The sequence below is a fragment of the Rickettsia koreansis genome (genome assembly GCF_046532895.1).
GTDB classification, from domain to species: domain Bacteria; phylum Pseudomonadota; class Alphaproteobacteria; order Rickettsiales; family Rickettsiaceae; genus Rickettsia; species Rickettsia rickettsii.
On record NZ_WHLZ01000001.1, the window covers coordinates 318,405 to 332,566 of the forward strand.

Genomic DNA, 14,162 nt, shown 5'->3' on the forward strand with positions numbered 1-14,162 from the left:
GTCAAGCCACGGGATGACAATAGTGAAATACAATTTTTTTAAATTAAACGAGTATACATGCATACATACAAAGCACATATTTTAATCGTTGATGATGATAGCAGAATATTAGCACTTTTAAAGCAATTTTTAAATAAAAATGCGTTTTTAGTATCAACGGCAAGTTCAGTCATAGAAGCTAAAAATCTATTAAAAACTTCTAATTATGATTTAATTATTTTAGATGTTATGTTACCTGAAATAACAGGGCTTGATTTTGCTACTACTATAAGGGATGCCGGTAATAATATTCCTATAGTTATGCTTACTGCTTTATCGGAAGCCGATGACCGTATTAAAGGACTTGAAGCCGGTGCCTCTGATTATATAACTAAACCTTTTGAACCGAGAGAATTATTACTTCGGATAAATAACTTAATCAATAATTATAATAACTTTACAAAAGAAACGAATATAATTAAATTCGGCAATAATTTTTATAATTCCGATACAAAAGAATTTACCAAGAATAATCAAATTGTATCTCTTAGCTCTACTGAACAAAAATTACTTGAGATATTAATAAAAAATTCCGGTAAATCTACTAGTCGTTTTGAACTGTCAAAAATAATGGGAGGGCTTAGCATGCGTTCTATCGATGTACAAATTACAAGAATAAGAAGCAAAATAGAAGACAACCCAAAAGAGCCGAAATATTTAAAAACCGTGCGTAATGAGGGCTATGCACTTTATATCTAAATTATTACAGCATATTTCAAAGAGCTTCAGACAAGATGAATTTAAAAGCGAGCCTACACAGCGTATAAAAATACGTGAGCACAGACGAGTCTTGAAAAATTCGCTTGTATCAAGCTCTTTGAAATATGCTTTACCGAGAACATTATTTGTACGGTTTATGTTTATTATAATCATTCCGATTTTAATAGGACAAATCGTTGCTATATTTTTGTTTTACGATCGTCATTGGTATAATGTTTCATATTATACTAGTACTATTATTATCAATGAAATAGAATCATTGATTAAAGAACATAGAAATAATTCAAGAGAGATAACCCATTTATCGGAAAATTATCTTAATTTATCTTATCAGTTTCAGCTTAATAAAAAGTTATCTATAAAACAGCCTAAATTAGGTGAACCTTTAACTATATTCAAAAATATTTTAGCTACAAAAATCCATGAAAAAAATATAGTTAAACTAAATAAGGAAAATAAAATTGAAGTATTTTTAGAATTAAAAGATGGAGTATTATATATTACTTTTCCTGCAAAGTTACTACTTAATCCTACAGTATATATATTTGTTTTATGGATTATATCTTTAACTGTTATATTACTTTCTGTTTCTATTATTTTCTCCAAAAATCAAATTAAATCAATACTTACTCTTGCGGATAGCATGGATAAATTTGGTCGAGGTGTTTTAAAAGAAAAAAATTTCAAACCTTCAGGAGCCTTAGAAATAAGAAAAGCAGGGCTTGCTTTTTTAAAAATGAAAGCTCGTATTGAAAAACAAATTACTAAAAAAACCACTATGCTTGCTATGATTTCTCATGACCTTAGAACTCCTTTAACAAGAATGAAGCTACAACTTGAATTGATGGAAGAAAGCGAAGAAATAGAAGGGTTAAAACAAGATATATTAACTATGCAGCAAATGATAAATTCTTATTTAGATTTTGCTAAAGGTGAAAGTAAAGAAGAATTTGAAGACATTTTATTATTACCTTGGATGGAACGTTTTTTTAACAAATGGTCACATGTAAATATTGAATTTATAAAATCTACTAATTTAGATAAACTAGAAGTATGCATTAAGCCGAATTCTTTTGAAAGAGCCTTGTCTAATTTAATCGGTAACGCTATAAAATATGGAACTAAAATTAAGATATCCTCAAAAGATAATTCATCTACCGTAGCTATAATTATTGAGGATAACGGTCCCGGTATAGATGATACGGAAACACACCTTGTATTTAAACCGTTTTATAGATCGGATAAAGCAAGACAGCTTGATAATGCAAGTAACGTAGGACTTGGGCTTGCTATTACTAAAGAAATAATAAACGATCATAAAGGCTCTATTTATTTAGAAGATAGCAAGGATTTAGGCGGGCTATCGGTAAGAATCGAAATACCTAAAATATGACTACCGATGTCATTCCCGTGTAGATACCAAATCGTCATTACAAGGATAGGCAAAGCCGAGGGCGTGACAATCTCAGAAATTTTATATTGTTTCATGAGATTGCCACGCTCCTTACAGTCGCTCGCAATGACGGAAAAATCGATCCATGCAGCAACATCTAAAATATAAAATAATGACTAACATAAAACATTTAGCAATAATAATGGACGGTAATGCTCGTTGGGCAGATCAGCATAACTTAACAAAATCTGAAGGGCATAAAGCAGGAGCCGATAAAATTCGTGAATTACTGCCTGAGTTTATTAACCTTAACATACCTTATATAACTTTATATACTTTCTCTTCCGAAAATTGGCAACGCTCAAGCACGGAAGTAGATTTCTTAATAAAATTATTAAGTATTTATTTAAAAACCGAATTAAATAATTTACATAAAAACGGAGTTAAAATAAAAGTAATAGGTAGGCTTAATTTATTAAGTAGCTCATTGCAAAAACAAATAAATAATGCTATAGCATTAACAAAAAATAATAATAAAATAACGCTTTGTATAGCTTTTAGTTATGGAAGTCGTCAAGAAATAGTTGATGCCTGCACAAAAATTATTACAAGCGGTAAAAAAGCAGTAAGTGACAGCGATATACAACACGCTTTATATGATCCTGAAATGCCGGATGTAGATTTATTAATAAGACCGGGCGGGGTTTATCGCATCAGTAATTTCTTGCTTTGGCAAGCAGCTTATGCTGAATTATATTTCTCACCCAAATATTGGCCTGATTTTAATAAATATGATATACAAGAAGCTATAAATGATTACTCAAAAAGAAAAAGAACATTTGGCAAAAGATAAACAAAAATCAAACATATATTTAAGAATCCTGTCCAGTATAGTTTTAGTTCCGTTATTTGTCACAGCTATATTATGGTGTAAGCCTTTATTCTATATTCTAATGATATTAGTAGGTACGGGAATGTTAAGTGAATGGTATAATATGACCTACTCTTCTATTCCTGATCTATTAATCGGGCTCATTATTATTCCGATTCCTATAAGCCTATTAATATTTTTAAGTATGGAAGATACCAATAGATGGCTTATTATGCTTTATTTTTGCATAATGTGGTCGGTAGATACTTTCGCTATGATTGGCGGCAAAACTTTTAAAGGAGCAAAACTTGCTCCGAAACTTAGTCCTAAAAAAACCTGGAGCGGTTTAGTGACGGGAGTATTATCAGCAGGTTTAGTTGCGGTATTAGTTAGTTTTATACCAAACTTTCATATTGAAAATTACTATTTTTCAAATAAAATTTATTTGTTTATAATTAGTTGCATATTAGCATTAATAGCTCAATTAAGTGATTTATTTATTTCATATTTTAAGCGAAAATTTAATATTAAAGATAGCGGTCATATAATACCCGGTCATGGAGGAGTGCTAGACAGATTTGATAGTATTATTTTAACCGCTCTGATATTATTTCTTATGAAGATATATTTATGATAATACATTTAAATAATCATTCTAAAAAAATAATTTTAAATATCTTTTTAGCTTTACTGCTTGGATATTTTGTTTTTCATTGCATATATGGTAACAAAGGGATTATTGCATATTTAAAAGTAAATAGGCAGCTTGAAAAAGCTTATGATGAACTAAAAGGCTTACGAGCAGAAAGAGTAGAACTTGAGCATAACGTCAAATTACTTCGAACGGAATCTCTAAATAAAGATATGTTAGAAGAACAAGCAAAGAAAGTTTTAGGAGTAGCTGCTCCAAATGAGCAGGTGTTTAATCACCAATAACAAAACTTTGTTGTCATCCCGTGACTTGATCGCGGGATCCAGTCTGTTTTAATTTTTTTTGGATACCGTGGTCAAGCCACGGTATGACACAGAACGCGTTTTTCGATCCGCACAACAACATTATTGATTAAAAGGAATTAAAAATCATTTATGACTATAAAAATTTATCAAAACGACCTACCGAATAATTTTGAACTTGAAGGAGATCTAGCTATAGATACCGAGACAATGGGACTAAATCTACATAGAGATAAACTATGTTTGCTACAATTTAGTAATGGCAATGGTGAAGCTCATCTTGTTCATTTTACAACTCAAGATTATACAGCTCCTAATGTAAAAGCATTATTACTAGATAAAACTAGATGCAAGATATTTCATTTTGCTAGATTTGATCTAGCATCCATAAAAAAATATTTAAATATAGATTTAGAAAATATCTTTTGTACTAAAATATCTTCAAAACTAGTTAGAACTTATACCGATAGTCATGGGCTTAAGGATTTGTGCCGAGAATTGCTTAATATAAATATTTCAAAACAACAACAATCTTCCTATTGGGGTGCGGATAATTTATCTTCAGAACAAAAAGAATATGCAGCAAAAGATGTGCTTTATTTGCATCAGTTAAAGGATATTTTACAAAAAATGCTACTTAAAGAAAATAGGTATGAACTTGCCCAAGATATTTTCCGTTTTTTACCGATAAGAGCTAATTTAGACCTTATCGGTTGGAATGAAATCGATATTTTCATGCATTAATTTATTAATACTATTTATTGACTTCAGGTATAAAATCAGGCGCACTATTTAATAGTCTATCTGTAATAAATTTTAATTAATAATTGAAGATTTTTGCAGAAATAGCAGTTCCTATTCCAAAAAAATCTTATAATTTACAGCAAAAAAAATTAAATTACCGGTTAAAATTTATTACAGACAGTCTATTAGTAGCTAATTGATTTTTTTAAATTACTGAGCCTACAATAGACTTATTGCATAATGTAGCTAATAAGGAAGAATTTGAAGGAAACACGGAAACACTTGCCACCGCAGCATACATAAAAATACGTGAGGATGTGAGTACCGGATTGACATACAAATTTGACGCAAGTTATACAAAAAGTTTAATTAATTAGTAATTAAAAAGGGATCTTTATGACTAATAGAAAAAAAATAGACGTGCTAGATTCAGAGTCAGATTTAAATCTAAGTCTAGATAGTATAGCAAACCTCTGTTATACTAGGATTATAACTTGTGAAACAGAAGCAGACACTTTAAGTATTGATGGCGGTGTTTTTGCCGCATTTTGGTAGGCAGCCAATTATATAATAGATAAAGTATGCTAATAAACAATATTTACTATTACCTTAGAGAAGAGGCATTATGAAACTTCATCTTATCAGAGTTATAAGGGTGCTTCAAAAGGTACTTACCATAATAATTGCAGTAATTTTATAAATGAGATGAAGCAGCATTATGACGCTTCATTAGATAAACATAAGGAGGTCGTTTTAGGTCATACTACTACTTTTTTTGGGTTAGTATGGTGGTAATACAATAAAAGTATGCTAGGTGTCATACTGCAGCTTGATCACGGTATTTAAAAACAACTTAAAGTACTAATAATTTTAGCATTTTAAACTAGATCAAGTCGCGGGATGACAGATTCAAAAAATAATATACTTCTGATAAATGAAAAGTAGATAGACGCAGTTTAATTTGGAAAGAACAAGGGGTCTGTAAGCCGAGGAGCGGAGCGTATACTTAATACGTGAGCATCCGAAGACTTACCAAAACGACGTAGCCAATTTTCCAAATTAAACGAGTATATTCACAATTTTACGAGGAACGAGGATAATCTTCTTCGGCTCTTTCCCTTCTAAGAACTTTTGTACCTTTGGCAAACTGACGGTAACTTGCTTTATTTCATCTTCACTTACGGACGTTTTAAACTCATAGGTGTCACGGAGTTTGCCGTTAACCTGCACTGCCATAATATATGTATCTAACTCTAGCATTGATTCATCAAATGCAGGAAAAGACAAATTATATAATCGCTCTTTATTGCCAAGCTTCTGCCAAATTTCTTCCGTAATATGCGGGATAAAAGGATTTAGTAGCTGTACTAAAACATTAAAGCCATGCCTTACGGTTTTAACATCAATTTTATCTTTGGATATTTCAGCAGATATAACATTAGAAAGCTCGCGCATACGTGCTATTGCTCTGTTTAGGGCAAAATGCTTTATATCTTCGGCGACGTGCTTTATTGTAAAATGTACTAACCTATTAAGCTCTTTATTAATCTCGCTATTCACATCATCTTTTAAAGAATCTATTGCCTTAAACATATACTCAAGCTTATTAATAAAACGTGAGCAGCCTTCAATACCGCTTGCCGACCATTCTAGATCTTTCTCAGGCGGACTATCGGACAGTACAAAAAGCCTAATAGCATCTGCCCCATATTGCTCTTGTATTGTCTCAAGATCGATGAGATTCTTTTTAGACTTACTCATCTTTTCAATGCGTCCCTGCACTACTCTATTATTGCTTTCTTTATGAAAAAATTCATTACCCTTTTTCACTACTTCTTCAGGATATAACCAATTATTATGTTCATCTTTGTAAGTGGCATGCAGCACCATACCTTGAGTAAATAGCCCTTTAAAAGGCTCTCGAACGCTTACGTAATTCTGTTCGTTCATTACTTTTGTGAAAAATCTTGCATATAATAAATGCATTACCGCATGTTCAATGCCGCCTATATATTTATCGACCGGTAGCCAGTAATCACAAGCTTTTTTATCAGTCATCTCTGTAGCATTGCTATTGCAATATCTCGTAAAATACCAAGATGATTCAAAAAATGTATCAAAAGTATCGGTTTCACGCACAGCCGGCTTATCGCATTTCGGACAATTAACATGTTTCCAACTAGGATGATGATCAAGCGGATTACCGTGGCCATCAAAATTTACATCATCAGGTAAAGTAACGGGTAAGTCTTTGTAAGGTACGGACACTATGCCACAAGTTTCGCAGTGAATCATAGGAATAGGACATCCCCAAAAGCGCTGCCTTGAAATCCCCCAATCTTTTAGACGATAATTTACGCTGCGTTTACCTATGCCTAGTTTCTCAAATTCTCCGATGACTTCTTGTTTTGCTTCGTTACTAGTTAAGCCGTTTAGAAAATCCGAATTAATTAAAATTCCATCTTCCGTATAAGCGCTCTTTTGTACATCCATATCTGCTTTAATTACTTGTTTAATAGATAAATTCATTTTAACAGCTAATTCATGGTCACGTTCGTCATGAGCAGGGCAACCAAATATTGCACCAGTGCCATAATCCATTAGCACAAAATTAGTAATAATAACCGGTAAAACTATATTTGAATCGAAAGGATGAGTAACAAAAAGACCGGTAAATACACCTTCCTTTTCAGCCTTTTCTAGTTCGCTACTTCTTGTAATATGCGAGCATTTAGTTATAAAAGCGAGTATTTCAGGTGTTTTAGAAACTAACCGCTCTATTATTGGATGATTAAAGGCAATTCCTATAAAGCTAGCACCAAAAATGGTTTCAGGTTTGGTTGAGAATACTTCTATAGTAGTCTCTTCATTATCCTTAATTTTGAAATGAAAATTAGCACCTATCGATTTACCTATCCATTTCTCTTGCATAGACCGAACAGCTTCAGGCCACTCTTTTAAATTCTGAATTTCGTTTAATAATTCTTCAGCATAATCGGTAATTTTTAAGAACCATTGCTTTAAATAACGTTTTGCAACTATTGCACCTGAACGCCAACCACGCCCGTCTACAACTTGTTCATTCGCAAGCACGGTATTATCAACCGGATCCCAATTAACAAATGCTTCTTTTTGATAAGCAAGATTTCGTTCATAAAGCTCTAAAAAGAATTTCTGCTCATATTTATAATACTCAGGATCACAACTATTTATCTCTCTAGACCAATCATAAGAAAAGCCCATAGATTTTAGCTGCTTTTTCATATTCTCGATATTAGAATATGTCCATTTTTTTGGGTGAGAATTATTTTTTATTGCGGCATTTTCGGCAGGTAGCCCGAAAGCATCCCAGCCCATCGGATGAAGCACATTAAAACCTTGCATAGTCATAAACCTTGCAATAACATCACCTATAGAATAGTTGCGTACGTGACCTACATGGATTTTACCGGAAGGATAAGGCAGCATTTCAAGTACGTAATATTTTGGCTTGCTACTCGCGTTTGATACCTCAAAAGCTTTTTCTTCTTGCCAAATGTACTGCCATTTTTGTTCTATTTGGTTCATATTTTTTTAATTTATATACTGCATTGTCATTGCGAGCAGTCGTAGACTGCACGGCAATCTCATCAAATATCCTGAGATTGCTTCGTCAATTACCCCGTAATTTCCTCGCAATGACGGCAATACTGTTATTACCTCACACTATTAATATATATATCTCTAGCTTTTCTTAAAATTTTATCTTCAAGCGTGATAGCAAGATTTGAGGTGTTTTCATTAAGTACCCATTGTTTATTTTTAAGCATTTCTTCAAATACTTTCACTTCGATTGAATCAGGGCTAATTACATCGTCTTTAATAAATATATTTATTTTAAATCGAAAATTAGGATTAGAACGTGGGCTATACCATTCCGTAATAATCACGCCACCGTTTGAGTCGGCTGATGCAAGAGGCACGACACTTATAGTCTCTAATGCTGCTTGCCAGAGATATTTATTAACTGAACCTCCTACAGCTTTAGTAGATTCATTCTTAACCCTACCCGGTCTAAAAACTAATCCTTCTTCACCTGCTATAGAACCTACTTCGTCCCATTTCTGCTCTCGTTCTGTTTTTGGATAATCACCCGCTAAGATACTAGTACTTATTGCACTAAGTATAATTACAAAAAATAATCCGGTAATTTTCTTCATAACCAATATTTAATTAGTGTGCTTGAGGTAAATAATAGAGAAGCTTTAGCTATTAGTCAAAAAATATTTCTCCCCACCGTTCTTTGGCATTGTTATATGGCTCAAAAAACCCACTCGATGTCATGCCCGCCTACGCGGGAATGACATAGGGCAGATTTAATTATTTCTCAGAAATAAATTCAAAACGTGGAATATTTTTGCCGTGTAATAAAACCTTTTCGTTAAACATTTCAAGCGGCCTTACCCAAAAGCTGGAAATTATCATATAACTCTTGCAAAGTTTATGTTTTACAGTATCTATAACTTTATATAATTTTTCTTTGTAATGCTTATATATTTATATTCCGGTTCTCATAAAACTTACACCTTAACAGGCATGACGACAAAAGTATCTTTAGGATTCTCAGGAAATTTAATAAGTACCGGTGCTGAAACATCTGAAAAATATAGTTCTACTAAATCCGATTTCACTGCTTTTAAGACATCTTCCAAATATTGCGGGTTAAAGCCTATAGCTAAAGACTCATCACTATTATATTCATAAAAACTTTCCTTATCTTGTGAAGAATTAATAACCTCTTTTGCGTTACCTCTTGCTTCACTGACGGCACTAATCTCTAAGGTTTCACGAGATAACGATAATTTTACTGCTCTAAATTTTTCAACGGTTATTATCGCTATCCTTTCTATACTATCTGCAAACATTTTTCGATTAATTACTAATTTTGAGCTGCTGCTTTCCGGAATAAAAGTACTATAATCAGGGAAAGTACCGTCTATAAGCTTTGATAGCATAATAGTATTTTCATTACATATAAATTTAATCTTATTGCTATTTAATAAAATTTCTATATCTTCATTTATATTTTTAGGATCTTTAACGATTTTTAAAATTTCCTCTGCACTTTTTTGCGGTAATATAACTCCAAAATTCTTTATTTGTTTTTCTAATGTTACCCATGAAATCGAAAGTCTATGCCCATCGGTACTTGCCGAACAAAACTCTTTGTCTTTTATGTGTAAATAAACACCATTTAAATTATAACGAGTTTCATCTAAAGAAATCGAAAATTTTGTCGATTCGATTATTTTAGCAAAATCCGTGCAGGAAATTTTAAAACTTGCTTCAGGATTAATACTATCCATTGCAGGAAAAGAACTAACCGGCAAAGTAAATAAATTAAATTTACAATTTTTTCCTTTGATCTCAAGTCCCGTTGTACCGAGATCTGTTAATGTAAGCTCGGAATCCGGAAGTTTTCGGACTATATCATTTAGAGTTTTCGTAGAAACGGTACATTCACCTTCACTTACTACCTGTACTGCTATTTTTTGACTTAAGTACAAATCCATATTAGTAGAACTAAGCTCTAGATTGCCGTCTTTTGCCGACAATTTAATGTTTGCATATTCAGGTATTACATTACGTTTTTCAACAACGGAACTTGCAAACCCTAGGGACTGAACTAACGTTTTTGTTTCAACTATTAATTTTAACATATTGTTATTCTCTTAATGTTCCTTGAAATTTTTGTGAGATGGCAGCAACTAAATCTTTACTGAACGAATTTAAATCAGTATCAGATAACGTCCGATCATCTGCTTGTAGCTCTATTTTAACCGCTATAGATTTTTTACCTTCAGGTAATTTATCACCGCTATAAATATCAAATAATATAACTGATTTGACAAGCTTTTTATTAAAATTATTTATATATGATATTATTTCACCGACTCTATGATCTTGATCAACAATAAATGCGTAATCTCTAAAATTAGCTTGGAAATCCGATACTGCAAATTTGTCTCTTTTACCAAATTTAGCTTTTATCAACGGCAAATTCGTAATATTTAGCTCGAATGCAAATATTTCCTGATTAATATCGTAATATTTCAATATTTTAGGGTGTATCTGCCCAAAATGACCTAATAAATTTTTACCAAGCCCTATATTTACTGCTCTAGTTGGATGATAATATTGTGGCAATACTGTCCCATTTGTTGCTATACATTTATCTATAGATAGTCCTGCATAACCAGCTACCAACTCTAAATCGCCTTTAAGATCAAAAACATCATAGCCTCGTCCAAGCGAATGAGGATTTTTATTATTATATGAACCGCTTATAATTGCCGTCAAATAAGTTGCTTCCGTATTTAAATCTATAAAACTTGGTCCAACTTCAAAAAAAGCCATATCTTTTATAGAGCGTGCTAGATTTTTACTTACTATACTTAACAAATTCGGCAGTATAGTAGGACGCATATAATTGTCTCCTATACTAATAGGATTAAGCAAAAATAACTCTTCTTTTAATTCAGCAAACAACTTTGCATCTTCACTACTCATAAAAGAGTTAGTTACTACCTCATCATAGCCTTTGCTTGCTAATATCCTTTTAAAACTAGATATTCTTTTATGCGCTCTTAGCTTATTATTATCTTGATCTAGTTCGGGTAATTTTATACTCTCTATTTTATCATAGCCGTAAATACGAGCGATTTCTTCAGCTATATCTTCTAAAATAGTTATATCGTGACGCCAAGAAGGAGCTATTACCTTTATAATCTTACCTTTAACATCCGTAATAAATCCTAGTTTATTTAATATGGCTTCTATCGCTTTGATATTTAGTTTAATTCCTGTAATTTTTTCTAAATAACATGCTGAAAAATCTAAAGGTTTTTTTTGTGACTCTTTTTCACCGACTTTCACTACTTCCGATACTTCACCGTTTCCGCATATTGACAAAATAAGATTAGTTGCTATATCCAAAGCCTTTTCCGTAAAATTTCTATCGATATTACGCTCATTACGATATCTAGCATCCGTATCAATTTGGAATCTTCGCCCGCTAGCTGCAACCATTTTAGCATTAAAACAAGCAGCCTCGAGTATTATATTAGTCGTACTATCAGTACAACTACTATCAGCCTCGCCAATGATACCAGCCAGACCTTGAATACCGCTTTCATCTTTTATAACTAAATCATTTTCTGTAAGTAAATATTCTTTGCCGTTTAGGGCGTGGCATTTAGCTACGTCATTGCGAGGCTGCAAAGCAGCCGTGGCAATCTCATTTTGTTGTCCTGAGATTGCTTCGTCGCTACGCTTCTCGCAATGACGTGCTACAGTAATTCCCCCTTTTATCCTATCTGCATCGTAAGCATGCATCGGCTGCCCAAAGCTATAGGAAATATAATTTGTTACATCCACTAAGCTTGAAATAGTTTTTACCCCAACATTTTTTAATAATTTCCGTAACCAATCAGGGCTTGGTTTATTTTTTAAATTTCTTATCTCTCTAAAAGTAAATAACGGACAGGCTTCTTTATCTTGCACTTTAAGCTTCATTTTAGAAAAAAATGTACTCTTTATTGCCGAAATTTCTAGCTCTTTAAGTATTCCTATTCCTTTAGCTGCTAAATCTCTTGCGATGCCGTAAACTCCAAGTGCATCACCACGATTAGGAGTAACGTTAATAACAAATATAGGATCATCTAAACCGTAATATTTAGTAAAATTCTCTCCAACTACGGCATCTTCAGATAACTCTATAATCCCTTCAGACTCTGAAGCTAGCAGTAATTCCTCTTCAGAGCAAAGCATACCACAGCTTTTTTCGCCTCTAATAACAGATTCCTTAATCTTAAATTTGCCGTTTGGTATTTCTATTCCGATATTTGCAAGTACTACTTTTATACCTGCTCTTGCATTACGCGCACCACAAACTATTTGCAGCATACCGCTTTTAGTCTCAACATCACAAAGCTTTAATTTCTCAGCTGACGGGTGAGGTTTAATATTTGTAATATATGCTACTTCAAACTTTTGTAATTCCGTCGCTTTATCTATCACCTCTTCCACTTCAAGGCCAATAGCTGTTAGGGCTTCGGCAATTTCAGTAACTGAAGCCGATGTTTCTAAAAATTGTTTTAACCATGATAACGTAAATTTCATTTCGTAAGCCCTCCTGCTAAATTCGGTATATCAAAGCTCCCAAAATTATAATGTTTAAGCCAACGCATATCTCCTTCAAAAAATTGTCTTAAATCTTTGATATTATATTTTAACATTGCAAAACGCTCTACTCCCAGCCCAAAAGCAAAACCTTGATACTCGCTGCTATCGATACCAACATTTTTAAGCACGTTTGGATGAACCATACCGCAACCGAGGACCTCAAGCCATTTATCGTTTTTATTCATCCGAATATCAACTTCGGCAGAAGGTTCGGTAAATGGAAAAAAGCTGGGTCTAAAACGTAATTCAATATTAGAATTTTCAAAAAAGCTTTTTATAAATGCCGTGATAACATATTTTAAATGTCCCATATTGATATTTTTATCCATAACAAGCCCTTCTATTTGGTGGAACATTGGCGTATGCGTCATATCTGAATCCGATCTATAAGTCCTACCCGGTGCTATAAACCTAAAAGGCGGTTTGCCATTTTTCATAGCTCTAATCTGCACTGTTGAGGTATGAGTACGTAATAACAGCGGCTTATTATTTTCCTGACTTTTCAAATAAAAAGTATCATGCATTTGCCTTGCGGGATGATCATCTTCAAAATTGAGAGCGGTAAAATTATGAAAATCATTCTCGATATTCGGTCCGTTTTCTATAGTAAAACCAAACTGCGAAAATACTTGTATTAACTCCTCACTACATTGTGTTATTGGATGAATAGAACCTTGTTTATATCTCCGTGCAGGGATTGTTAAATCAATTTTATCAGCAGCAAGTTTAAAATTTAGTTCCTGCTCCTCTAAAATTTCTTCTTTTGCTTTTATTATATTCTGTATTTTATCTTTTAATTTATTGATTTTTAAACCAAATTCTTTACGTTCCTGTTCATTTAAACTACCTAATTTTTTAAGCTCACCGGTCACTATACCGTTCTTGCCTAAAAATTCTACTTTATATTCTTGCAGAGCTTTTAAGTTTTGTACTAATAAGATTTTGTCCTCAGCAAGCCTTAATATTGTTTCTATATGTTCCATGATTGTTTTTTTGTTTTTGATTTTTTATTGTACGGTAGAACGTCATTGCGAGTGGGCATTGTTGCGTGGACCTATTTATCCGTCATTGCAAGGAAATTGCATAGCAATTGATGAAGCAATCCAGTTAAAAATTCTGATTTACAGAATTTTTTTAATTATTTTCTGGATTGCCGCGTCACCTACGGATCCTCGCAATGACGACCTTCAGTATCTACACAACAATACCTCCTTGCAA

General features: G+C 32.8%; 13 protein-coding genes and 1 pseudogene. 8 read left to right on the plus strand and 6 right to left on the minus strand.

Annotated elements, in window-relative coordinates; translation table 11 throughout:
• Window positions 1-57: 57 nt before the first annotated feature.
• The 8 genes and pseudogenes from GCO76_RS01805 to GCO76_RS01840 form a co-directional block, all read left to right on the plus strand.
• Complete coding sequence (locus GCO76_RS01805; RefSeq protein WP_410955977.1) at window positions 58-738, plus strand: response regulator transcription factor; 681 nt, start codon at window positions 58-60, stop codon at window positions 736-738.
• On the plus strand, window positions 722-2,152 hold the full coding sequence (locus tag GCO76_RS01810) for a palindromic element RPE3 domain-containing protein (protein WP_410955978.1): 1,431 nt from the start codon (window positions 722-724) through the stop codon (window positions 2,150-2,152). The genes GCO76_RS01805 and GCO76_RS01810 overlap by 17 nt, the downstream gene beginning before the upstream one ends.
• A 145-nt stretch (window positions 2,153-2,297) precedes the next feature.
• A complete protein-coding gene (gene uppS / locus GCO76_RS01815) occupies window positions 2,298-3,005 on the plus strand; it encodes a polyprenyl diphosphate synthase (RefSeq protein WP_173018740.1) in 708 nt (235 codons plus the stop codon).
• The gene (locus tag GCO76_RS01820) at window positions 2,965-3,657 is read left to right on the plus strand and encodes a phosphatidate cytidylyltransferase (RefSeq protein ID WP_410955979.1); all 693 of its coding nucleotides are present in this window, start codon (window positions 2,965-2,967) and stop codon (window positions 3,655-3,657) included. The genes uppS and GCO76_RS01820 overlap by 41 nt, the downstream gene beginning before the upstream one ends.
• Window positions 3,654-3,959, plus strand: coding sequence for an FtsB family cell division protein (locus GCO76_RS01825; RefSeq protein WP_012150781.1), 306 nt, complete (start codon window positions 3,654-3,656; stop codon window positions 3,957-3,959). Before GCO76_RS01820 ends, GCO76_RS01825 begins: the two co-directional genes overlap by 4 nt.
• 150 nt (window positions 3,960-4,109) lie before the next feature.
• Window positions 4,110-4,721 carry a ribonuclease D gene (locus GCO76_RS01830; RefSeq protein ID WP_410955980.1) on the plus strand — a complete coding sequence of 204 codons (612 nt, stop codon included), beginning with the start codon at window positions 4,110-4,112 and terminating at the stop codon, window positions 4,719-4,721.
• Between the two features lie 396 nt (window positions 4,722-5,117).
• Window positions 5,118-5,276 carry a hypothetical protein gene (locus GCO76_RS01835; RefSeq protein WP_410955981.1) on the plus strand — a complete coding sequence of 53 codons (159 nt, stop codon included), beginning with the start codon at window positions 5,118-5,120 and terminating at the stop codon, window positions 5,274-5,276.
• 411 nt (window positions 5,277-5,687) lie between these two features.
• Window positions 5,688-5,784: pseudogene (locus GCO76_RS01840) on the plus strand (palindromic element RPE5 domain-containing protein); the annotation flags it as partial.
• Here the strand turns inward: GCO76_RS01840 and leuS are convergent.
• The 6 genes from leuS to pheS all read right to left on the minus strand — a co-directional run bounded on the left by leuS (window position 5,781) and on the right by pheS (window position 13,927).
• Window positions 5,781-8,288: a leucine--tRNA ligase gene (gene leuS / locus GCO76_RS01845; protein ID WP_410955982.1), complete on the minus strand. Its 2,508-nt coding sequence runs from the start codon at window positions 8,286-8,288 to the stop codon at window positions 5,781-5,783. The pseudogene GCO76_RS01840 and the gene leuS overlap by 4 nt on opposite strands.
• A gap of 128 nt (window positions 8,289-8,416) precedes the next feature.
• The gene (locus GCO76_RS01850) at window positions 8,417-8,920 is read right to left on the minus strand and encodes a DUF3576 domain-containing protein (RefSeq protein WP_410955983.1); all 504 of its coding nucleotides are present in this window, start codon (window positions 8,918-8,920) and stop codon (window positions 8,417-8,419) included.
• A gap of 160 nt (window positions 8,921-9,080) precedes the next feature.
• Window positions 9,081-9,257, minus strand: a complete 177-nt coding sequence (locus GCO76_RS01855) for a DUF1653 domain-containing protein (RefSeq protein WP_410956451.1) — start codon at window positions 9,255-9,257, stop codon at window positions 9,081-9,083.
• 23 nt (window positions 9,258-9,280) lie between these two features.
• Entirely contained in the window at window positions 9,281-10,420 is a 1,140-nt protein-coding gene (gene dnaN / locus GCO76_RS01860) for a DNA polymerase III subunit beta (RefSeq protein ID WP_410955984.1), read from the minus strand.
• Window positions 10,421-10,424: 4 nt separating this feature from the next.
• A complete protein-coding gene (gene pheT / locus GCO76_RS01865; protein ID WP_410955985.1) occupies window positions 10,425-12,881 on the minus strand; it encodes a phenylalanine--tRNA ligase subunit beta in 2,457 nt (818 codons plus the stop codon).
• On the minus strand, window positions 12,878-13,927 hold the full coding sequence (gene pheS / locus GCO76_RS01870; protein ID WP_410955986.1) for a phenylalanine--tRNA ligase subunit alpha: 1,050 nt from the start codon (window positions 13,925-13,927) through the stop codon (window positions 12,878-12,880). The genes pheT and pheS overlap by 4 nt, the downstream gene beginning before the upstream one ends.
• Between the last annotated feature and the right edge of the window lie 235 nt (window positions 13,928-14,162).

Excerpts from the sequence above, each read along its gene's own strand:
- GCO76_RS01805 (WP_410955977.1), top strand. The coding sequence starts at position 58 with ATGCATACATACAAAGCACATATTTTAATCGTTGATGATGATAGCAGA.
- GCO76_RS01820 (WP_410955979.1), top strand. The coding sequence starts at position 2,965 with ATGATTACTCAAAAAGAAAAAGAACATTTGGCAAAAGATAAACAAAAA.
- GCO76_RS01830 (WP_410955980.1), top strand. The coding sequence starts at position 4,110 with ATGACTATAAAAATTTATCAAAACGACCTACCGAATAATTTTGAACTT.
- dnaN (WP_410955984.1), bottom strand. The coding sequence starts at position 10,420 with ATGTTAAAATTAATAGTTGAAACAAAAACGTTAGTTCAGTCCCTAGGG.
- GCO76_RS01810 (WP_410955978.1), top strand. The coding sequence starts at position 722 with ATGCACTTTATATCTAAATTATTACAGCATATTTCAAAGAGCTTCAGA.
- leuS (WP_410955982.1), bottom strand. The coding sequence starts at position 8,288 with ATGAACCAAATAGAACAAAAATGGCAGTACATTTGGCAAGAAGAAAAA.
- GCO76_RS01850 (WP_410955983.1), bottom strand. The coding sequence starts at position 8,920 with ATGAAGAAAATTACCGGATTATTTTTTGTAATTATACTTAGTGCAATA.
- pheT (WP_410955985.1), bottom strand. The coding sequence starts at position 12,881 with ATGAAATTTACGTTATCATGGTTAAAACAATTTTTAGAAACATCGGCT.
- GCO76_RS01835 (WP_410955981.1), top strand. The coding sequence starts at position 5,118 with ATGACTAATAGAAAAAAAATAGACGTGCTAGATTCAGAGTCAGATTTA.
- uppS (WP_173018740.1), top strand. The coding sequence starts at position 2,298 with ATGCAGCAACATCTAAAATATAAAATAATGACTAACATAAAACATTTA.
- pheS (WP_410955986.1), bottom strand. The coding sequence starts at position 13,927 with ATGGAACATATAGAAACAATATTAAGGCTTGCTGAGGACAAAATCTTA.
- GCO76_RS01825 (WP_012150781.1), top strand. The coding sequence starts at position 3,654 with ATGATAATACATTTAAATAATCATTCTAAAAAAATAATTTTAAATATC.